Origin of the sequence: Novosphingobium sp. ERN07, from assembly GCF_012641335.1 — a bacterium.
In the GTDB taxonomy this organism is placed as follows: domain Bacteria; phylum Pseudomonadota; class Alphaproteobacteria; order Sphingomonadales; family Sphingomonadaceae; genus Novosphingobium.
Genome location: NZ_JABAID010000002.1, coordinates 43480 through 64460, shown reverse-complemented (window position 1 = coordinate 64460; position 20981 = coordinate 43480). Strand labels below are relative to the sequence as shown.

16 protein-coding genes are annotated in these 20981 nt (G+C 61.5%); 2 read left to right on the top strand and 14 right to left on the bottom strand.

What is annotated here, in order from left to right:
- Position 1: 1 nt before the first annotated feature.
- From HGI47_RS03520 to HGI47_RS03510, 3 genes are all read right to left on the bottom strand, one after another.
- Positions 2–1375 carry a putative 2OG-Fe(II) oxygenase gene (locus HGI47_RS03520; protein ID WP_168851422.1) on the bottom strand — a complete coding sequence of 458 codons (1374 nt, stop codon included), beginning with the start codon at positions 1373–1375 and terminating at the stop codon, positions 2–4.
- Complete coding sequence (locus tag HGI47_RS03515) at positions 1372–2877, bottom strand: tryptophan halogenase family protein (protein ID WP_168851421.1); 1506 nt, start codon at positions 2875–2877, stop codon at positions 1372–1374. The genes HGI47_RS03520 and HGI47_RS03515 overlap by 4 nt, the downstream gene beginning before the upstream one ends.
- A gap of 148 nt (positions 2878–3025) precedes the next feature.
- Positions 3026–5536 carry a TonB-dependent receptor domain-containing protein gene (locus tag HGI47_RS03510; protein ID WP_168851420.1) on the bottom strand — a complete coding sequence of 837 codons (2511 nt, stop codon included), beginning with the start codon at positions 5534–5536 and terminating at the stop codon, positions 3026–3028.
- A gap of 286 nt (positions 5537–5822) precedes the next feature.
- On the opposite strand from HGI47_RS03510, the gene HGI47_RS03505 reads away from it, so the two are divergent.
- Entirely contained in the window at positions 5823–6842 is a 1020-nt protein-coding gene (locus HGI47_RS03505) for a LacI family DNA-binding transcriptional regulator (protein WP_168851789.1), read from the top strand.
- Positions 6843–6851: 9 nt separating this feature from the next.
- Here the strand turns inward: HGI47_RS03505 and HGI47_RS03500 are convergent, their stop codons facing one another.
- From HGI47_RS03500 to HGI47_RS03490, 3 genes are read right to left on the bottom strand one after another with little or no spacing between them, the layout of a single operon-like run.
- A complete protein-coding gene (locus HGI47_RS03500; protein ID WP_168851419.1) occupies positions 6852–7985 on the bottom strand; it encodes a glycoside hydrolase family 68 protein in 1134 nt (377 codons plus the stop codon).
- Between the two features lie 22 nt (positions 7986–8007).
- Entirely contained in the window at positions 8008–10110 is a 2103-nt protein-coding gene (locus HGI47_RS03495) for an alpha-galactosidase (protein WP_168851418.1), read from the bottom strand.
- Positions 10110–11429, bottom strand: a complete 1320-nt coding sequence (locus HGI47_RS03490) for an MFS transporter (RefSeq protein WP_168851788.1) — start codon at positions 11427–11429, stop codon at positions 10110–10112. The genes HGI47_RS03495 and HGI47_RS03490 overlap by 1 nt, the downstream gene beginning before the upstream one ends.
- A 331-nt stretch (positions 11430–11760) precedes the next feature.
- Between HGI47_RS03490 and HGI47_RS03485 the strand changes: the two genes are divergently transcribed.
- Complete coding sequence (locus HGI47_RS03485; protein WP_168851417.1) at positions 11761–12675, top strand: intradiol ring-cleavage dioxygenase; 915 nt, start codon at positions 11761–11763, stop codon at positions 12673–12675.
- A 3-nt stretch (positions 12676–12678) separates the two neighbouring features.
- Here HGI47_RS03485 and HGI47_RS03480 read toward each other — a convergent pair whose 3' ends face one another.
- The 8 genes from HGI47_RS03480 to HGI47_RS03445 all read right to left on the bottom strand — a co-directional run bounded on the left by HGI47_RS03480 (position 12679) and on the right by HGI47_RS03445 (position 20977).
- Positions 12679–13686: a zinc-binding dehydrogenase gene (locus tag HGI47_RS03480; protein ID WP_168851416.1), complete on the bottom strand. Its 1008-nt coding sequence runs from the start codon at positions 13684–13686 to the stop codon at positions 12679–12681.
- Positions 13687–13699: 13 nt separating this feature from the next.
- Positions 13700–14539, bottom strand: coding sequence for an SDR family NAD(P)-dependent oxidoreductase (locus HGI47_RS03475; protein ID WP_168851415.1), 840 nt, complete (start codon positions 14537–14539; stop codon positions 13700–13702).
- Between the two features lie 25 nt (positions 14540–14564).
- Positions 14565–15638, bottom strand: a complete 1074-nt coding sequence (locus HGI47_RS03470; protein WP_168851414.1) for an aromatic ring-hydroxylating dioxygenase subunit alpha — start codon at positions 15636–15638, stop codon at positions 14565–14567.
- Positions 15639–15650: 12 nt separating this feature from the next.
- Positions 15651–16184: a 2,4'-dihydroxyacetophenone dioxygenase family protein gene (locus tag HGI47_RS03465; RefSeq protein ID WP_168851413.1), complete on the bottom strand. Its 534-nt coding sequence runs from the start codon at positions 16182–16184 to the stop codon at positions 15651–15653.
- A 7-nt stretch (positions 16185–16191) separates the two neighbouring features.
- Entirely contained in the window at positions 16192–16737 is a 546-nt protein-coding gene (locus HGI47_RS03460; RefSeq protein WP_168851412.1) for a 2,4'-dihydroxyacetophenone dioxygenase family protein, read from the bottom strand.
- Between the two features lie 14 nt (positions 16738–16751).
- Entirely contained in the window at positions 16752–17285 is a 534-nt protein-coding gene (locus HGI47_RS03455; protein ID WP_168851411.1) for a 2,4'-dihydroxyacetophenone dioxygenase family protein, read from the bottom strand.
- 70 nt (positions 17286–17355) lie between these two features.
- Entirely contained in the window at positions 17356–19860 is a 2505-nt protein-coding gene (locus HGI47_RS03450; protein WP_168851410.1) for a TonB-dependent receptor, read from the bottom strand.
- Positions 19861–20035: 175 nt separating this feature from the next.
- A complete protein-coding gene (locus HGI47_RS03445) occupies positions 20036–20977 on the bottom strand; it encodes a helix-turn-helix domain-containing protein (RefSeq protein ID WP_168851409.1) in 942 nt (313 codons plus the stop codon).
- Positions 20978–20981 lie beyond the last annotated feature (4 nt).

Genomic DNA, 20981 nt, shown 5'->3' with positions numbered 1-20981 from the left:
TTCAGGCTTTCGGATGGGGAACGATGTCGAAGGCAATCGTCATCCGCTCGCCATCGTCAAACGGGACAGTGCCGTGCCACATGGTTGAGGGGAACAGCGCCAGCCTGCCCGGCGTGGGCACGACTTCGCCGTAAGGTTCAAGCGGCAGGCCAAGTTCGGGCGGGGGCGCGCCGAATTGCAAATGCCCGGCAGGCGGCGCGCCCAGCTTTTCCGGCTCTAGTACGCTGACGTAAAGCGCAGAACTGATCCAGCCCATCGGGTGGGTATGGACAGCATGGAATCCAGCAGGCCGGAGGCGCACCGACCAGCTACCCGCGAACAGAAACCGCCCGCGAGACGCGGCTAGCAAGGGGTGCGCTGCATCGCGTTCGGGCAGGGTGTCGATATAGGCCCTCACCGCGCTTTCGATCTTGCTGCGAGCAGTGGCGATGACGGGATCGAGCCGCAGCAGCAGTGGCCTTTCGGTCTGCGTCCCCCCTCGAACCGACTGTTCGTGATAAGGCTCTTGCATCGTGTGCAGACGGCGGAGCGTCGTAGCGAGGTCAGCCAGTTCCTGCGCGGTAAAGTCCAGATCGAAACTGCGCACATGGCGCATTGCGCCATCGAGCCAGTCCGCGCGCGCATCGCCCAGAAGCCGCCATGCCAGCGAGATATAGGGCCAGAACGCGCGCATCGCAGGCGTTCCCATATGACGCACACAGACATCGCGGGCGCGATCAACCTGTCCGCCGCGCAGGAAATGCCGCACCCGCGCAAGGTCCAGCCCGACGTCGTGCACATGCTCCACGCCATCGAACAGTGCAGGATCGTCCGCACCTTCGCCGCTCTCGCTCGCGATGAACAGCTTGCCTAGCAGCGATGCCTGCCGCTCACCCAGCGCGGCTTCGGCCTGAGCGATCACGGCCTGTGCGGCGCTCCATTCCTTCGCCGTGGCCAGCACATGAAACCATGCCATGCGCAGTCCGAAGTTTTCTGGGTCGCGCGCAATTGCCGCCACAAAACTGCGCGCGAAATCGGCCTCACCCGCCGTCGCCCGCATGGCACACAGGCAGCGATGCCCATCGATCCATGCAGGGTTTGTTGCGAGCAGGTGCTCTAGCAAAGCCTCACCCTCGGCCTGCCGTCCTTCAGCCGCCAGCGCCGTTGCACGACTACGTTGCAGGTCTAGCCGCGTAGGCGAGAGCGCTGCCGCGCGGGCGTAGAGATCGGCTGCAGGCAGACCTGCCTCGAACGACACCTGAGCGACACCTAGAGCGACGTTAGCGTCACCTGGTGCAAGTTTGGCCGCACCAAGAATGGCGTCAAGCGCCCCTGCCGTGTCCTGCGCATCGCGCATGGCCACGGCGCGTTGCAACAGAGCTGGCGCGTCGGTCATAACGCCTTGCAATTGGCCGCGATGAACTGTTCATGGCGAGGCTGTTGCAACGCCGCATGGTGCATTGCCGCGCGCAGCTTGCCCAGCCATTCGCGCCCATCCACACCGCGATAATCGGCCAGCGGATCGGTGCGTTCGGGGATGTTGCCTTGCCCGATGTGGACCGCCAGCCACGATGGCGGGCCGAACAGATCGGCATCGCGCTGCACCAACCTGCCATAACGGCGGAAATGTTCGATTTTCTCGTGCAGCGTGTCAGGAATGTCCATGTTCGCGCAATAGCGCCACAGGTCTGAATCGTCCCGCTCTGTCAACTTGTAATGCAGGATCAGAAAGTCGCGGATGCGCTCGAACTCGTTCACGGCGATGCGGTTGTATTCATCGATCACCATCGGATCGAAAGTGCGGTCGGGGAATAGCGCCAGAAGCTTGGATATCCCGGCCTGAATCAAGTGGATCGAAGTGGATTCCAGCGGTTCCATAAAGCCACTGGAAAGCCCGACGGCGATGACGTTTTTTTCCCAGAACGTCTTGCGCCGCCCGGTGACGAAGCGCAGCGGGCGCGGATCGGCCAGCGCCTTGCCATCGAGCCTCGACAGCAACTTTTCCGCAGCTTCATCCTCGGACAGGAACTGACTGCAAAAGACATAACCGTTGCCAGTGCGATGTTGCAGCGGAATGCGCCACTGCCATCCCGCCTCACGCGCGGTGGAGCGGGTGTAGGGCGTCAGCGGATCGGCGTTTTCGCATGGCACTGCCATGGCACGGTCGCAGGGCAGCCAATGCATCCAGTCTTCATACCCTGCCTTGAGTGTGCCTTCGATCAAAAGGCCGCGGAAGCCAGAGCAATCGATCAACAGTTCGGCCTCAACCGCGCGCCCATCTTCCAGCGTGACGCCGGTGACGAACCCGGTCTGCGCATCCTGCTGCACGCTGGCGACCTTGCCTTCGATCCGCGTCACCCCTTTCGCTTCGGAATACTCGCGCAGAAACCGGGCATAGAGGCCCGCATCGAAATGGTAGGCATAATCGAATGTTGAAAGCACGTTGCGCTGGTCCGGCATCGGCGGAGCAAAGCGGTTTTCCTTGGCCAGTGCCCAGGCCATCGAATGATCATCGAGCGGCGCGGTCTCTCCCGCTTCGCGCGCGCGCAGCCAGTAGTGGTGAAGGTTGACGATATCGAACGCCCGGCCATGCGGGCCGAACGGGTGGAAATAGCGGTTGCCGAGGCTTCCCCAATCCACGAATTCGATGCCCAGCTTGAACGATCCTTGCGTCTTGCGCACGAATTCGCGCTCGTCGATCTCAAGCGTTTCGTTGAACGTGCGGATCGGCGGGATCGTCGCCTCGCCCACGCCGACGGTCCCAATCTCGTCGGATTCGACCAGCGTGATGCTGCAATTGTGACGTAGGGCCTGCGCCAGCGCCGCCGCTGTCATCCAGCCTGCCGTACCGCCACCGATGATGGCAACAGAGCGGATCATCAGGTCGGGATTGTTCATGCGTTCATGCCTCTCCGTGGCGGCAAGTCACCCTATCGCGCTTGCGGCGATATTGAAATGGAAGGGCGAAGCACAGCCGCGCTCCGCCCTTCCTCTTGCGACCCGAATTGATGGGAGTAAACCGCGTTTGCGATCGCTCCCACCATCATCAGAAGTTGTAGCGGACCGAGGCCGAAACCGTGCGGCCCAGCGCCGGCGCACCGCCAATAACCGTCGGCGTCACCGAAGCATCGGCAATGCCGCCGTTACCGCGCAGATCGAAGGTGTCGAACACGTTGTAGACCTGCAAGCCCAGTTCGAGGTTCTGCATCGGATAGACCCGTAGCGAGGGGTTGAAAATCGCCTTGCCCGGATATTCGAACCCGCCATCGTCAATCGCGCTGGTCTGACCCGTCACGGCAAGACCCAACGTTGCGATATCGCCGAAGTCATAGTTGGCCGACGCGGTGTAGATCAGGTCCGGCAGATTGGGCGAGCGCGTGAACGAAGTTGCCCCTGCCGATTGGCGCTTGGCCTTAGAATAAGTTGCGTTGCCGGTAAAGCTGAAGCCGCCGTTCCGATAGGTCGCAAAGAACTCTGCGCCCGTGGACTTGAACTTTGCGTCGATCACGCAACCCCCTGCTCCACCGGGGCAGCGCGTGGCAGAAAGTTCAAAGGTGGACTGCTTGAAGTTGCCCTTCAGCAGCGTCAGTTCCATCGTAAAACGGCCACCCAGCAGGTCGCCGCGGCTCTTCACGCCCAGTTCGTGCTGCGTCACGAAGTCCACCGAAGGCGTCACGCCATCGGCCGTGCAGCCGTTGCGGCCGATATCGGAGGACGTGCAAAGCGCGCCATCGTTGCGGATCTTGCCGCCCAGCGTCTGGCGGTCGCTGTTGAAGCGGCCACCGCGTGACGTGCGGGCAAAGATCGTGATGTTGGGCGTCGCCTTGAACAGCGCGCCCACGGTCCACGAGGTGTAGCTGCGGGTGTAGTTGAGGTTTTCGCGGACACCGTTTGCGGTGATTGCCGGGATGGTCACCCCACCGCTGTTGATATTGAACTCACTGCCGCCACCAATGGCATAGCCGCTGGCCTTCACCCGCTCGAACCGCACCGAACCATCAAGTCCGAATTGATCATGATCGAAATCGAGTGCAACATACGGGGCCGTGTTGGCGTACGACAGATCGTAATCGCGAGCGCAGCATTCACCCCAGTTGTTGTTGTACCCCGAAGTACCCGCCTGCGTCAGTTTGTTGCCCGCGCTGTCGAACAGATCGAGCTGCGAGGGATTGTCGCCATTGAGTTCGCGCAGCGACTTGTTGACGTGCCAGTCCATCGCGATCTTCTGGTTCATGTAGAACAAACCGGCGCGCGTGGTCAGCTTGCCCGAAGCCACATCGAACTTGCCTGCCAGCGTCAGGTCGTTGGCAAAGCTGCCGATATCACTGATGTTGGTGCGCACGTTGACGTTGTTGTCGAGGTAGGTGTCAGTAAACAACTGCCCGGCCTTCGGCCCGCTGGCATAGCGGATCGCTGCAACCGTGCTGCCGTTGACGGTCGATCCCAGAACGCTGGACGTCCGTGCGGTGTTTAGAAACGGCGAGGCGAAGGCACCGCTCATGCTGGTATAGCGCATGTTGTTGTCGACGGTTATTCCACCGTCGAAATCATAGTGGAACTGACCACCAAAGGATTGTGCCTGGGTCGTGATGCCGTCCATCTTGACGCGCTCGAGGTTGCCCTCGCGGTTGTAGATCAGGAAGTCCTGGTTGTAGATCGAGTAGTTTGAAGCATCACGACCGTCGAAGCCCGGATAGGGGCGGATGTTGGTGACCTTCTTGCCGGTGATCGTGGCGAGCGCGGGAGCACCTGTGTAGTTCGGCTCCTGCGTATCGGCTACCTTGAAGTTGAGGCGGAAATAGCCGCGGCCTTCGTTGAATTCCTTGGTCAGGTTGCCCTTGATCTGGAACGAGTCCGACACGGTATAGTCGGCCTTGAGCGGACCGCGGCCGTTCTTCACGTAGCCGCCGATGTGGAAGTACATCGTGTCGTTGATCGGGCCACCGTAACGGAAATCGGCGCGGGTCTCGTCATAACCGAGACCACGATTGATCGAGATGTAGCCGCCTTCCTGCTTGCCAGTGTGGCTGATGTAGTTGATCACAGCGCCAGGAGCTTGCGACGCGAAGGTTCCAGCAGAACCACCGCGAACGCCTTCGATGTTCTGCACCGAAGCATCAAAACGGGTCCAGTAGTCATTGTTGCCGAACTGGATGTCGCCGAACAGCACGGTCGGCAGACCATCTTCCTGAATTTGCACGAATGGTGAACCGCCAGTGGCCACCGGAAGGCCGCGAACAGCGATGTTCGAGTTGCCGCCGGGGCCGGCTGTACCGGCAACCTGAATGCCGGGAATGGCGCGAAAGACTTCGGCTTCCGATGTGGGGCGGATCGCCTGAATGGTGTCGGAAGAGATCGAACTGACCGAAATGGCGCTGTTTAGCTGGGTCTTGTCACGACCGGATGCGGTAACGACGATCGCATCAAGCCCTACGCCTTCAGGTACAGCCTCAGCCGTATCGGCCTGCGCAGCATTCTGCGCGGCTGCGGGTGCAGCGAGCATTGCAGCAGACAGCGCAATGAAAGAGGCACAAGCATCGAATGGAGACAGCTTCATAAATCCTCCCACCAAGAAGCTCCTGCATAGGTTGCAGGAATCAGTCACTGTCCCGTTACCCCCACCAACAATCGTTTGCAACAAAAATAGCAATCGATTGCAAAAGAACTTCGACAGAGTGATCGCTTTGCAACATGGCGGTCATCCGTCCGGTGACTGGCGCGCCCAATGCGGTTGACAGACACGCCGGTTGCAACGCATCACACCCACCGAAAACAGCGGCGCGGCTTACAGATGGCAGCGCGGCAAGGCGTGGATCACCACCGGACGGGATAGTCGATTGCACATGGAAGACGGCAAGAAGCCCGGCAAGATCAGGAACATCGCTGAGTTAGCCCGCCTCGCGGGTGTCTCTGCCGGCACGGTGTCGCGCGCGCTCGCCGACAAGTCATTGGTGAACAAGGAGACGCGCGAACGCATTCAGGCGCTTGCGCGCGAATATGGCTTTCGCCCCAATCAGATGGCGCGCCGCCTGCGGACCCAACAAACGGGCGTGATCGGCGTGGTCATTCCGCTTGGCCACGAACGGCGGCAGCACATATCCGACCCGTTCTTCATGACTCTGTTCGGCTATCTGGCCGATGAACTGACCGAAAGCGGGCAGGATCTAATGCTGTCGCGCGTGATTCCCGGCGATGACGAATGGCTGGACCGGATCGTGGATTCAGGAATGCTGGATGGCGCACTGGTGATTGGCCAGTCGAACCAGACCGAAGCAATCGAGCGGGTTGCGCAGTACTACAAGCCGCTTGTTGTGTGGGGCAGCCATTCTGAAGGACAAGTGCAATGCACCGTCGGCGTAGACAATGCCGCCGGGGGCCGCCTTGCCGCACAGCGGCTGCTGGATCGCGGTGCGAAACGCCTGGCCTTTTTCGGCGATACCAAAGGCCCCGAAATCGCAGACCGTCTGGCTGGCGCGCAGCAGGCGCTGGCAGGTTCGCCGCAAACAACGCTTCGCGCTTTCCCCACGCATCTGGCCAGCGACGAGATGGCGAGCCAGATCGCAGCACATCTGGATGACCTGGGTGCCGAAGTGGACGGCATCGTCTGCGCATCCGATATCATCGCGATGACCACGATCCGCATTCTCCATGAACGCGGCATCGCCGTGCCTGATCGCGTGGCAGTAACAGGTTTTGACGATCTTCCCCTGTCGCAGCGCATGGTGCCGCAACTTACCACCGTGCGGCAGGACATCGCCGCCGGTGCGCGGGCAATGGTCGAAGCGCTGCGCCGCCGCATCGCCGGTGAAGACGCACCGTCGACCGTGATGCAACCCGAACTGATCCTGCGTGAAAGCGCCTGATCCGTTCGCTCAGACAATCGATACGCTGTTTCCTTCGAAGTGCAGCGTGAAGCGCGGCGCGGGGGTTCCGCCAAAATTGCTGCGCAGCAATTCGGGATGGTCCGCTGTATTGCGGCCTTCCATTCCCCAGTAATCAACGAAGCTCCACACCTCGCCTTCACCAGTTACCCACCAGCTATAGGACTGCTTCGGTTCGGCATCGGGGTTGGCCGCTACCAGTCCCCCGTGGTTGACCGGAACCCACGGCCCGGCAAGGCTATCGGCCACCGCGCCGTAAAGCCCATTAGGCCCGGCTACAGACTCTGGCGCGAAGGTGTGTGTCTGAGTTGACCAGAACAAGTAATAGCGCCCGCCCCGCACGATCACATGCGGGCGTTCGAGTTCGTTGTTGACACCAATCGCCTCGATCAAAGGATCGCCCAGTATCCAATTGCCGCCATCGAACGTGGCAATGCCGATATTGCCATTGAACGCATGGTCAGACCATGCAGCGCTGCCCGTAAACAGCAGATGGGCCTTGCCCGTTGCCGGATCGCGCAACCACGCCGGATCGCGGAACCCCTTGATCAGCCCCGGCGCCCCCCTATCCTGCCGGTCACACACATAGCGTGTGCCATCCGCGACGAATATCTCTTGTGGTGCCCACCATTCGCCGGGACCATTTGTGGTCAACCGGCCCACGCTCAGGAACATACGCTGCTCGAAAGTCTCCTGCGCTTCGCCATGACGGCCCGCAGCGGTAAAAAAATGCTGCACTGTTTCGCCATCGTCCATCAGCACGCAGCAACCGGCCCATTCGCGGCTTCCGGGCGTGAAGCCATCGGGAAAAGCGTTACCGTGATCGCGCCAGCCATCGCTGCCGAATGACAGCAGGCGGATTCGCGCATGGCCATGCCGCTGCACCGGATCAGGGAACACCGGTGCGGACAGGAAGAACCACCACTGGCGGTCGAGATGGCGCACCGTGCGCCCATCTTCATGCGCCAGTGGCCAGCAGTCCCATAAGTCCAGATCATCGAACAGCCGGACGACATCATCTTGGCCGATCAACGGGATGCGCGGCAGATCGCCATAGCCGGTCGGCTCCCAACGGCTCGCTCCATATGCGGCAATCGATTGAAGTTCGGTCGGAGCAGAGGTCATGACAAACTTTCCAGAGCGGCTATCAGGCGCGCTTGCGCAAGTGGAACAGGGTGACGGTTTCGGCCTTGCCCGGCGGCAGCGGCAAGCCGTTGGCACAAAGCCAGGAGGACGCGAAGACCTGCGGCGTTGTGCGCATCTCATGGTGCAGCGGAGCGATATGCGCAGCGTGGCCGCCCTCGCCCCCGGCGATGTGCAGCAGTTGCACCTCCCACGCACCTTCGCGCCGGGCAAAAGGCAGCGGCAGAGGTTGGGGGCGGCGGTCCTGCGGCGGCTGGTCGCGGATCACGAACAGCAGCACTTCGTCGCTGCGCCCCTGCGCCTGCCAGACCAGCCCGTCGGCCCCTTCGCCCAGCCACACCTGCCCGCCATGCAGCAGGTCGCGCCATTGCTTGTGGAAGGCAATCCAGTTGGCCAGTTCGGCGCGTTCCGCCTCGCCAAGCGTGCGCGGGTCCATCTCCACGCCCAGATGCCCGGTCATCGCTATCGCGGCGCGAAAGCCCAGACTGTGCCGCCGCCCGGTGGCGTGGGCCGGGCTGGCCGCAATGTGCGATCCCATCAATTCGGGCGGCAGGAATGCCAGAAACCCGCGCTGGATGCCGATGCGGCTTGCGGCGTCAATGTTGTCGCTGGTCCAATAGCGGTGGCAGTAATCCGCCATGCCCGCATCGTTCCGTCCACCGCCGCCCGCGCAGGCCTCGATCTCCACATGCGGATGCGCCGCCCGCACCCGCGCCAGCAGGTCATAGAAACTCCGCACTTGCGCCGCGCCGCCTGCCGGAGCCAGATCGCGGTTGTGATCCCATTTCAGGTAAGTGATCGGCAGATCGCGCAGCAGCGCATCAATGCAGCCGAACAGATAGTCGCGCACATCGGCCCGCCGCATGTCGAGCACCAGTTGGTTCCGCGCAGTTGGCCTTGCTCGCCCTTCGCTCGCCAGCGCCCAATCCGGGTGCGCGCGATAGAGGGCACTGTCAGGATTGATCATCTCCGGCTCTACCCAAAGGCCGAATTCCATGCCCAGCGCGTTGACCCGTTCTGCCAAGGGACGCAACCCGCGCGGATATTTCAACGGATCGGTGGTCCAGTCACCCAGCCCCGCCGTGTCATCGTTGCGCCCGCGAAACCAGCCATCGTCCAGAATGAAGCGTTCGACGCCGACCGACGCCCCCGCTTCGGCCAGCGCGACGATGCGCTCCTCGTCATGATCGAAGTAGCATGCTTCCCACGAATTGAGATGCACCGGCCTTGGCCGCATCGCGCCGCCGGGCCAGCGCAGCCGCGCCCGCACCGCATCATGGAATGCCGCCGCCGCGCCATTGCGCCCGGCGGTTGAGATGGCGATGATCGCATCGGGCGCGGCCCACGCCTCGCCGGGGGCAAGCCGCACTTCACCGGGATGCAACACGGCGCCTGCCGATAGTAGCCAGAACCCCTCGTCATCACGCTCCACCGCAATGCGGCTGTCGCCCGACCACGCCAGTTGCAGCGCACGGACCGTGCCCGCGTCGAACGTCGCGCCCTCGTCCAGCAGGAACACCCCGCCCGGCCCGCCGTGGCCGGAAATGCCTCGCCGCCCTTCGCGTAGCCATGCCTGCTGCGGCATGGCCTCGCGGCATTCCACCAGTTCGGCGTTGTGCCGCCCGCGCCAAGACAGGATTTCACGGGCGCTCGCGGGGATCGGCAGCATAACGCTGGCCAACCAATCTACATCGAAATTCGCCGTGCCGATGTTGCGCACAACCGAACGGCATATGAATGCCGCACCAACAGCCTCGTATTCCAGTTCAAGCGCAACGCCCGCCAGATCATCGCGCAACACAAAGCGCACGCGCGCAGCGTCAACCACCACCTCGGCATGATCAAAGCACACCACCAGCGCAAAACCATCAGCAGAGCGCGCCCGCAGCATTTCCGGCCCGAACCAACCCTGCGCGCCTACGGGCGCAACATCCAGCGGCACGTCCGCGTCCATCGAATAGGACGCCGCCGTGCGCTGCGCCCCCAACGCTTCCACCATATCACCCGAAACGCGCGGGCCACAATGCCGCCAAAGCGGGGGGGCGCCTTCGCGTTCCTCCCACACCAGCGATCCGGTTCCAGCGTGCAAGGCGATCGCCTTTGCCATCAGGCTGCAACCGCCTGCGGCATGGCGCTCACGCGGCCTTCGCGCACCCACAGCACCGAAAGGCCCGCCAGCACCAGGCATATACCGCAGAACATCAGCATGTTGCGCGGATCGTTACCCAGCGCCAGCTTGTAGGCATCGAACCCGATTGACGCGAAGCCAAGGTCGAGACGGCTCATCACCACCGCAAAGATCAGCATGGGGATCACGATCATCATGTTGAAGATGCCCATGTAAACGCCCGTCCGCTGCGGCGGGATCGAATTGCTGAGGATCGCATAGGGATTGCCCATGATGCTCCCCCAAGCGAGGCCGATGCCTACGGCGGGCAGGAACAGCAGCACCTTGTCTGTGATCCCCGGCAGCACGAACATGCCCGCCCCGCCCGCAAACAGGCACAGCGCATGAAGCGGCCCCGGCCCGATGCGGCGCACCAGCGGCACCATCGCAAAGGCGGTGACAAACGACACCGCGTTGTAGAACGCCGCCACTTCGCCGTTGGTAAGCACGGCTTCGCGGAACCCGCCGCTATGCACGTCTGACGTGGAATAGACGGTGCGGCTCATCGAATAGACCGCATAAGTCCAGTAGCCCGACATGCCGACCCACTGGAACAGGCTCATCAGCCCCAGCTTGCGCATGGCCACCGGCATTTCCACAATGGCATCACCAATTTCGCGCAAGGTGGCCCATGCGCCCTTTGGCTGTGCAGCGATGTGATCCTTTTCCTGCGGCGTCAGCGGCAGCTCCGGCACGCGCAGAACCGACCACACGATTGTCGCCAGCGAAAGCACGGCACCAATCATGAACACTACGCGCACGGTATAGGGAATGCCGTGATCATCCACCCAGTCCCGGCTCATCCCGAAACCCACCAGCAGCGACGGCGTAAGGAAGGCCAGCATCTGCGCAAGGCCGGTAAACGCACTTTGCGAAAGGAACCCCGCCTGCCGCTGGTCCGGGTTGAGCCGGTCCGAAACATAGGCGCGATATGGCTCCATCGTGATGTTGTTGCCCGCATCAAGTATCCACAACAGCGACATAGCCATCAGGATCGAACTGGAAAGCGGCATGAAGAACAGGCCAAGGCAGCACAGCACAGCGCCGATCAGAAAGTAAGGCGTGCGCCGGCCCCACCGGCTCAACGTGCGGTCGCTCATCGCGCCGATGATCGGTTGCACCAGCAGGCCCGTGATCGGCCCGGCCAGTTGCAGCATCGGAAGCTGCGATTCATCCGCGCCCAGAAAGCTGTAGATCGGCCCCATGTTGCCCTGCTGCAACCCAAAGCTGAATTGCAGGCCGAGGAAACCGAGATTCATTTCCAGTATACGCGACAAAGGCAGATGCGGCCGTATCGCTGGCGCTGCGGCATGTCCGCTACCGTCATGACTACTTTTGAAGGTCACGATCGCACTCTCCCACCGGGCCTTTGCCTTTCCGGCTTGCACGGCCTCGGAAACGTCATGCCACAGTGCGCGCTTCATGACAACAATCGATTGCAAATATTGGAGATGAGGCTCTAAAGGCGATTTTTTACACTGCAAATTCAACGGTGTTCGCCCTGCCGCCCCGGCCATATACACAAACTGCCGAAGGGTTTTCGCTTTTGCTCCGTTTGAATGGAGAGCATCGGGATGGGAACGACAGGATATGGACAAACAATCTGCAGACACCGCGCACGATCACGCCGACGAAGGCCTCGCCGCTGACCTCGCCCGGATCGAGCAACTGCGCGTCGGTCGCCGTCGCGCGATGGCCCTATTTGGCTCCGCAGGTGGCAGCGCGCTGCTATTCGGCTGCGGCGGCAGCGACGGCGCGGCTTCGACGACGGCCACCACCGTAACCACCAGCAGCGCAACGGCTACTGCAACGGCGACAGCCACTGCTACGGCCACGGCAACCGCTGGAACCTGCACGGTTCCCGCCAGCGAAACTAATGGTCCCTATCCTGCAGACGGCACCAATACTTCTTCGGGTTTGACCTCCAACGCGCTTACCGCAAGCGGCATCGTCCGCAGTGATATCCGGTCAAGCTTCATCGGCACTTCCACCGCCACGGCTGCGGGTGTGACCACGACGATCACCATCACCGTAGTAGACGTCAACAACGGCTGCACTCCGCTTTCGGGCTATGCCGTTTACATCTGGCACTGCACGGTAAGCGGGCTCTATTCGCTCTACACGTTGCCAAACGAAAGCTACCTGCGCGGCGTGCAAGTCACGGATTCAAACGGGCAGGTGACGTTTACGACCATTTTCCCCGGATGCTACGACGGCCGCTATCCGCACATCCACTTCGAGGTCTTTTCCAGCCTCGCCAATGCTACCAACGCCAATTATGCGCGGCTGATCTCGCAATTCGCCATGCCTGCTGCAGCCTGCAACGAAGTCTATGCCTTGTCGGCGTACAGTTCGAGCAAGAGCAACTTCGCGAGCGCGTCGATATCAGGCGATAATGTGTTCGGAAACAACACGACCGCCCAGATGGCGGTTATGACCCTGACCATGAGCGGTTCGACGTCTGCGGGCTACACCGCCGCAAGCACCATCGGCATCGCAACCTGATCGTCAGCCCGCCGGATCGATCAACACCTTGCACTGGTGCGTGCGCTTGCGCAGGCTTTCGAAAACATCGGGAGTCGCATCCAGTGCAATGGTGTCGGTCACCAGCAGGCGCGGCTCCACAGCTCCGCGATCCAGCGCATCAAGCGCGGCTTCGTATTCCTGCCGCGTGAAGAAGGCCGATGTCACCAGTTTCACCTGCTTCGAAAGCATAGCAAAACTGTTGAACGTGTCGGGCCGCGTGCAAAGGCCCAGCAGCACAATGGCGCCATCGTTGCGCACTTGATCCACAGCTTGCGCGATCAATCCAGGCACGCCCACGCATTCGAATACCACGTCGGCCTTGCCGCCCAGCGCACGCTCCGCGCTGCCTACCGGATCGGCTGCATCGACCACAAAATCATGTGCGCCCATCTGCATTGCACGGTCGCGCTGCCATTCGGCCAGATCCTGCACCACCACGCGCCCTGCACCAAAGCGCCGCGCCCAAAAGGCCACGGCAAGGCCAATCGGCCCTGCCCCCAGCACCAGCACCCTGTCGCCAATGGTCATACGGCTCAATGCCACACCATGCAGCGCCACCGCCAGCGGCTCGACAATCGCGCCATCGGCAAGGCTCGCGCTCTTGGGCAGGCGCACGCACTGGTTGGGCCGGGTCAGGGCATACTCGGCATAGCCACCGCCTTGCAGCCCGAACGCTTCGCACCACTGCACCACACCTGTCTGGCAGGCATGGCACTGCCCGCAGCTTTTGAGCGGGATGACCGAGACAAGATCACCTGTCCGCAGCCCTTCCACGCCCTTGCCCAGCGCTACGACCTCGCCGGCGAACTCATGGCCGAGGATCGATCCGGCACCCTGACCATAGGCCGGATCTTCGGTCATGTGCAGGTCAGACCCGCAGATGCCGCACCGCCCCACCTTGACCACCACATCGCCCTCGCCCGGCGTTGGATCGTCAACGGTTTGGATGGCAAGCGGCTTGTGCAAGCCTTGCATCACGGCGGCGCGCATCGTTCCGGATCCCTTACTTGTACTTGCCCAGCATCATGCCGCCATCGATCACGACATGGCTGCCCGTCATGTAATCGGAAGCATCCGATGCCAGCAGCAGCGCCAGAGGCTTCAACTGGTCCGTCTCAGCCACCTGCCCCAGCGGCACGATGGCATCCCAGGCCGCGCGCGCCACAGGATCTTTCTTGAGCCAGCCCCCGCCAATGTTGGTGACAAACGGCCCCGGCGCAATCGCATTGATGCGGATGCCAAACTCGGCCAATTCCAGCCCCAGCGCGCGCACCATGTGCAGCACGCCAGCTTTCGCGGGCATATAGGGCAGGCCGACAATCGGCTCCGTCACCAGCCCGGCGTTCGAAGCCGTGGTGATGATCGATCCGCCGGTGCGACCATTGGCGCGGCCCTCCTGCTTCATGATCCGCACCGCGTTGCTCACGGTATGGAACACGCCATTCAGGTTGATCTGGATCGAGCGTTCCCAGCGCTTGGGGTCATAAGTATCGACCTGACCATCGGGATTGCGATGGCCCGCCGGATTCCAGAAGCCCGCGCCGGTATCGATACCCGCATTGGCAAAGCAAATATCCAGCCCACCATAAGCCTTTGCGTGGGCATCGAACGCCGCAACCACCTGATCCCAGTCAGAAACGTCAAGCCGGTCCGCCCGCACTTCACAGCCTTGACCGCGCAGCCGCGCTGCTTCGCGCTCGGCACCTTCGGCGTCGATATCGGTCAGCGTCACCGCAGCACCCGCTTCCGCCATCGCTTCGGCATAGGCAAGGCCGATGCCCGAAGCCGCGCCTGTGACAAGCGCAGTGCGCCCCTTGATATCGAACCTGTCCAGCGTTCCCATATGCATCCTCTGTTCGTTGTCTTGGTCAGGCAGCGACGGCCTGTTTTTCCCGCTCGATCAATCGCTGCAACATGCGCCTTGCGCGCACCCCGCCGCCATCGCCACCCAGGATCAGCGGGCGCAGTTCCCAGAAATCGCCCCCACGCATCAGCCGGTGGCTGTCGCGGATGAGCGGCATGTCCTCCTGCTCGAACGCAAACTCCAGCGCACCGCGCATGGCGGCGGTAAATTCAGCGTCACCGAGCTTGTAATCACGCGCAGTCGCCCAGAAATAGTGCGTCGTATCAGGCGTTTCCGGCGTGAAAGCATGAAGCGAAGGCAGCGCCACGCAATCCTCGCGCGGCGTGCCCGGCTCACCTGCGCGGAAATCGAAATAGAGCACGGCGGGCGCGTGCCACTTGACCATGCCGTAAAAGTCCTGCGGCCGCCCTTCGGTGCCCATCACCGCTGATATGCCAACAGAAAGCAGATCATTCGCCTGCACATATTCGGCATAAACATTCTCGCCATCCTGCCAGAACCTGCGCTCGCCTTCAGTAAAGGCGCTGGCGACAAGCGCAGGATGGACGAAATTCGCGTGGCTCAGGTCAAGGATGTTGTCGCTGTAGAGTTCGTAATGCCCTTCGGCCACCGTCGCCCCACGCACCGCCTCCCACTTCGGGTCGGAAAGCCATGCAAAGTCAGGTATCAACGCAGGATCGGCCTTCTCGGCCTCGCCCATCCATATCCATAGCAGCCTGTGCCGCTCGACCAGCGGATAGACTTGCAGCCGCACGTCAGGAAGCTGGCCGCCGGGGTGCGGATTGTGGACGCAGCGCCCTGCCCCATCAAAGCGCAATCCGTGATACGGGCACAGCAGCGCGCCTTCTACCACGCTCCCGTGGCCCAGTGGCGCAAAACGGTGCGGACAGCGCCCGCTTATCGCCTGCGCCGCGCCATCGGCATCGCGGAACAGTGCAACCGGTTCCTCAAGAAAGGTGCGCTGCTGGGGTTCGCCTGCCAGATCGTCCGCCCAACCGGCAACATACCACGTGTTGCGCAGATATGTCCCGCGCGGTTCAGCGTCGAGTTTGGGAACCGGGATACGCCGTCCGCTCACACCCGCCTCCGATCAGAGATAGAGCGCGGGGTTGATCGCGATGCCATGCTCCCGGCAATAGCTTTCGTAGTGGTTCATGAACCACCACACGTCGAGCGTTTCCACATGGTTGCCGTGCTCGTCGAAGAATTCGTTCGCGCCCTGCATGTGGAACAGCGCCTTCATCCCATTGGGATCGTCGGTTACCAGCGTATGTGCGGTGCCCGGTGTTTCGGTGATGAAATCGCCCGCGCGGCATACCCAATCGTATTCAAGGTAGCGGAAAGACCCTTCCATGCCCACCGCCCACACCTTGCCACGGTGCTTGTGCGTGCCGATCACGCCCGGCCCTTTGATCCACAGGATGTTGACGTAAACGTTCTCGCGCACGTCGAATGCCAGATGCCGGATCGCAGCGTTCTCGCCAAAAGGCACCCACGGGCTTTCCACCTCGGATGAGCCGACGTAAGTCCCCTCCACGCCCTTGGCGCGGATCAGATCGCCATAGAGTTCGGGAACATTGACGATCTTGTATGCGCCCGAAGGCGGTGCGGTCATCGTGCCCATGATGTCCTCAGAGATAAAGCTTGGGGTTGATCGCAATGCCGTTCTCGCGGCAGTACGTTTCGTAGTGGTTGATGAACCACCACACGTCGGTCGTATCGATCAGCACGGCGTTTTCGTCGTAGAACTCGATCGGTCCCTGCATCCACCCGAACAGCTTGCAGCCCTGGGGATGGTCAGTGACAAGCGTGTGGCTTTCGCCCGGCGTTTCCAGGATCAGTCCGCCCGGCGTCGCCACCCAATCATACTCCAGATAGCGCACGCTGCCTTCAAGGCAGACCATCGTGATCGTGCCACGGTGGAAGTGCGTGCCGATCACCCCCGGCCCCTTCACCCACAGGATGTTCGAAAACAGGTTCTGCCGCACGTCGAACGCCAGATGCTTGATCGCGGCATTTTCGCCAAAGGGCACCCACGGGCTGTCAACATCGGTTTGCGCATCGACATAGCGCCCACCGGGGCTGAGCCGTGCCACCAGTTCCTTGTGCGCAAAGGGCACGTCGACGATCTCGGCCTTGTCCGATGGTGGCGCGGTCATCACGGTTGCAGTGCTCATGGTCGAAAATCCTCTCAGCGGATCAGGGTATCAACATAGTCGGCCCCGATGCCGACCTTTTCGTAATGGTCGCGTGCGGCCTGCATGTAATCGAACACATCGTAATGGCCGGTGGTGTTGCCATCTTCGTCCAGCCACATCAGCGGGCCGGAAACGACGAAGAACACCTTCATCGGGTCTTCGTGTTCATAGCAGACGAGAGTGTGGCTCTCGCCCGGCGTTTCGTAGACGAAATCGCCTGCGGTCGCGGTCCATTCATGCTCCAGATAGGCCCACTTGCCGCTGATGGTGTAGGCCCAGATCGGGTGCGGGTGGTAATGGCGGTTCACCAGTCCCGCCGATTTGCTCATCAGCACATCGGCCCACATGTTCTTGGCCGGGCTGATCCAGACGGGCTTGGAAAACACCGTCTCCGATATCGGCACCCAGTACCGTTCATCGCCCTCGGCAATCTTGGGCAGATAGACTTCGGGCAGCCCGCCTTCGCGGAACACCTTGGTGACCGGCTTGATATCCTTCCAGAATTCCGCGTGCGGTGCCTCAGGCATCTGCTCTCTCCACAAAAAGGCGAACGCAGGCTGGGCCGAACGGGTCCGGGCCCGCCCGCGTTCAGATCACTCAGAACTCCACGCCAAGCCGCACGAACCATTCACGCGGACGGCTGTAGGTGCCATAGAACTGGCCCCCGGCGATCTGCGCCTGACCCGTCACCAGATACCGTTCGTCGGTGATGTTGGTCACGCCTGCGGTCAGATCCCAGTGGTTGCCCGACTTGTAGGTGACGTTGCCATTGACGATATCGGTCGGCCCGCGCTGCAGCAGATAGGCACGCTCGGTATCGTTCCACAGCGACGTGGTGTGGGTCCAGTCACCGAGGATCACCAGCTTGGCATCGCCGCCCACCGACAGCTCGTAACGCGGGCTGACGTTGAACTTCCACTTCGGCGTCTTGGGCAGATCGGCATTCGGGAACACGCCTGCCTGGAACGGATTGGCCGCAACCTGCGCGCCAGCCAGAACCGCCGTGTAATAGGCATCGGTATAACCGACCGAAGCGTTGATCAGGAACCCGTCGGTCGGGGCCGCAACGACCTCAACCTCGAAGCCCTTGATCCGCGCATCACCTGCGTTCTGGATGGTTGGCGAAACGCCCTGCTGGAAGTTGAGCTGGATGCCCTTGTAGTTGGTCAGGAACGCCGCGGCATTCACCTGCAAGCGGCGGTCGAGGAACATCGATTTCACGCCCACTTCCCACGTGGTTGCCTTTTCTTCGTTGAAGTCAGGCGCGGTGGGCAGCGGGTTTGACAGGCGCGTGGTCCAGCCACCGGTCTTGTAGCCCTTCGACCAGCTTGCATAGAGCATTGCATCGTCGCTGGGGTGGTACTGCAGGCCCACCTTTGGCGCGAAGTTGCTGAACGATTTGCGCTGCGTTCCGGCAATGTAATAGCGCAGCGGTTCACCCTGATTGGGGAAACCGGCCGCGATGCGGCAAGCGTCCGTGATCGGATTGATCGATGCGCAAGGCGGCACGCCAACCTGATTGAGGATCTTGTAAGTCAGCCCGTTGGCGTCTGACTGGAAGCCTTCAAAGCTCTTGTTTTCCTTGGTGTAGCGGCCCCCGACGGTAATGCCGAACTGCTCGGTCGGGCGGTAATCGATCTGGCCGAAGAACGCATAGTTCTTGGTCGAAAGATCATTCGGACCATCCACCTGCAGCAGACCTTCGGCAAAGGTCACATAGTCATGCAGATCGCCCGCTTCCTTGAAGAAGTATGCGCCCAGCACATAGTTCAGCGTCTTGTCCATTGCCGAACCGTTGAGCTGCAGTTCCTGGCTGAACTGGTACTGGTTCATGGTGAAGCTGGTGTGCAGGAAGTTCAGCGGCGAACCATCAAGGTCCATGCCCGCATTCCAGTGCAGTTCACGATAGGCGGTGATCGATTTGAGCATCATCGTGTCGGAAAGATCAAACTCGATCGTGCCCGAACCGCCATAGGTCTTGAGCTTGGAGTAGTTGTTGCCGTTGGCATAGGACACGTCGATGTCATTCGACACGAAACGGTTGTCGTAAGGCAGGCGGTTGTTGTTCGGATCGGCATCCACGTTCACGCCGAACACGGTCGGGTTGTCGAAGATGCTGTTCAAGCCGCCGATGCCACCGATATAGGCGAACGAGGGCGGACCACCACCGCAATCACCAGCGACCACGCCTTGAATAGCGCAGTTATAGGTACCTGCGAACACCGCCGGCGTCGTTGCGATAACGGTGTTGGGAAGCTGCGACTGGTCGATATTGCTGTAGTCGCCCGAAAGCGTGATGCGCAGATTGGTCTTGTTGTCATAGCGCAGCTTGCCGCGCAGGTTCCAACTGTTGTCGCCGCCTTCGGTGCCATACCCGATGTTGTTGTAGCCAGCGGCCTTGTATCGCGTGATCGATGTCGACGCGAAACGCTCCGCACCGGGGAAGGCAACGCGCTTCACGTACCCATCGCGGTTCTTTGTCGAAAAGCTGACCGACGCAGCAAGCCCGTCCGTCAGCGGCAAGTCTGCCATGCCCCGCGTCTGCAACAGGCCGAAGCGACCGGTGGTGACATCGCCCTTAAAGCGGAACTCGTCACCCGGATCGTGCGTCACGATGGAGATCGCACCACCGATGGTGTTGCGGCCAAACAGCGTGCCCTGCGGACCTTTCAGCACTTCGATGCGTTCAACGTCGGGCAGATCCTGGTTCGCGCCGACCGAACGGGCAAGATAGACGCCATCAAGGTAAACGCCCACGCCCGGATCGATGTTGAACGCAAAGTCGTTTGCACCAATGCCGCGAATGAAGGCCGACAGCACGGCAGACGAACCGGAGAACGGCGTACCTGCGTCAAGCGTGACGTTGGGCGAAATGTTGGAAAGCGAAGCCACGCTGCCAACCGCACGTTCCTGCAACGCATCGGCACTGAATGCCGAAATCGCAATCGGCACATCCTGCACGTTTTCCGCGCGCTTCTGTGCGGTCACCACGATCTGCGCGATGCCGCCGGTGCTTTCTTCGGCTTGCGCATTGTCCTGCGCGAATGCCGGTGCGGCGATGACCGCCGCCATTGCGGCAATGGATACCGATGCCAATCTCATGCTTTTCTCTCCCTGTTGGTCTTGATGGTGGAACGTGGCCATCGGCCCTGCTCCCAAGATCTCACCAGCGTGATAGACGCTGGTTCGACCGCTTGCTTGCACTCACGCGCAAGCCGATCAGGACTGCCGCGCAAATCCCGTCTTGGGCGGCAGCCTTTGATTCACGGATGGGCCTTCATGAATGAGGCTGTCTGCCCATCCGCCAGTCCCGCGGGGCCACGCCAAACTGCTGGCGGAAGCACCGCGTGAAATAGGCACTGTCGTTGAAACCCAGTTCAAACGCGATTTTGGTAATGCTCGCATCGGGGCGCGCCACAAGCCGGTCTGCCGCCCGCCGCAACCGCTGCTCAAGAATATAGGCGGTCGGTGTCGTGCCCATTGCGGCAAACACGTTCTGCACTGTCCGCATGGAAATCCGGCAGGTGTCCGCGATCGATGCCGTGCGCAGCGAAGGATCTTCAAGGTGGGCCGCAACCATCGCAGTCACCTTCTTGCGCAGGTCAATTTCCGGCTGAACTGACAGCGGACGTTGTGCCCCGCGCATTGCCATCGCTGCAAGGTCATAGAACACGGCGTTCATGCCGCATTCCCATTCCGGGTCTTCGCCCGCTCGTTCGCCATGCTGCCACAGCGAAAGCAGGAAATCGTGGAACACCCGGCCGCCCGGCGTAGCGCCGCACATACGCTGCATCAGCGCGTCGTCGATCCCGGGAAAACGCTCCGCCAGCGGCTCGCGCGGGAATTCCACCACCAGCATTTCGTGGCCGGTCAGCTTGATCGAATAGGGTTCGTGGGGGCTGGCCAGCACAAAATCGCCCGGCTCCAGCGCGCATTCCGCCTGCTTCTGCTGATGTTCGCTGCTGCCACGGCATTGCAGATGCAAAATCAGCCGTTCCTCGTTTTGCGGCAGCGGGGTCCGACCTACACCAGAGTGTGTGGAATCGGTCCGGATCATGTCCAGTTGCCCCACCCGCCACGTAAGCATCCGCCCTGCAAAATCCTCACCAGGCACATTGATGAACGTCCCGGTGAAAACCCTGTCCGCAATCTCGTTCCAATAACGTGCCCGGTCTGCCGGAGCGACGTCGCCGGTATGGAATTTGAGAAGCGCAGCCATCGAT

Coding starts and splice junctions, on each gene's coding strand:
- HGI47_RS03445 (WP_168851409.1), bottom strand. CDS start 20,977: ATGGCTGCGCTTCTCAAATTCCATACCGGCGACGTCGCTCCGGCAGAC.
- HGI47_RS03520 (WP_168851422.1), bottom strand. CDS start 1,375: ATGACCGACGCGCCAGCTCTGTTGCAACGCGCCGTGGCCATGCGCGAT.
- HGI47_RS03515 (WP_168851421.1), bottom strand. CDS start 2,877: ATGAACAATCCCGACCTGATGATCCGCTCTGTTGCCATCATCGGTGGC.
- HGI47_RS03490 (WP_168851788.1), bottom strand. CDS start 11,429: ATGAATCTCGGTTTCCTCGGCCTGCAATTCAGCTTTGGGTTGCAGCAG.
- HGI47_RS03480 (WP_168851416.1), bottom strand. CDS start 13,686: ATGCGCGCCGCCGTGATGCAAGGCTTGCACAAGCCGCTTGCCATCCAA.
- HGI47_RS03465 (WP_168851413.1), bottom strand. CDS start 16,184: ATGGGCACGATGACCGCACCGCCTTCGGGCGCATACAAGATCGTCAAT.
- HGI47_RS03500 (WP_168851419.1), bottom strand. CDS start 7,985: ATGACCTCTGCTCCGACCGAACTTCAATCGATTGCCGCATATGGAGCG.
- HGI47_RS03460 (WP_168851412.1), bottom strand. CDS start 16,737: ATGAGCACTGCAACCGTGATGACCGCGCCACCATCGGACAAGGCCGAG.
- HGI47_RS03455 (WP_168851411.1), bottom strand. CDS start 17,285: ATGCCTGAGGCACCGCACGCGGAATTCTGGAAGGATATCAAGCCGGTC.
- HGI47_RS03485 (WP_168851417.1), top strand. CDS start 11,761: ATGGACAAACAATCTGCAGACACCGCGCACGATCACGCCGACGAAGGC.
- HGI47_RS03510 (WP_168851420.1), bottom strand. CDS start 5,536: ATGAAGCTGTCTCCATTCGATGCTTGTGCCTCTTTCATTGCGCTGTCT.
- HGI47_RS03495 (WP_168851418.1), bottom strand. CDS start 10,110: ATGGCAAAGGCGATCGCCTTGCACGCTGGAACCGGATCGCTGGTGTGG.
- HGI47_RS03505 (WP_168851789.1), top strand. CDS start 5,823: ATGGAAGACGGCAAGAAGCCCGGCAAGATCAGGAACATCGCTGAGTTA.
- HGI47_RS03450 (WP_168851410.1), bottom strand. CDS start 19,860: ATGAGATTGGCATCGGTATCCATTGCCGCAATGGCGGCGGTCATCGCC.
- HGI47_RS03475 (WP_168851415.1), bottom strand. CDS start 14,539: ATGGGAACGCTGGACAGGTTCGATATCAAGGGGCGCACTGCGCTTGTC.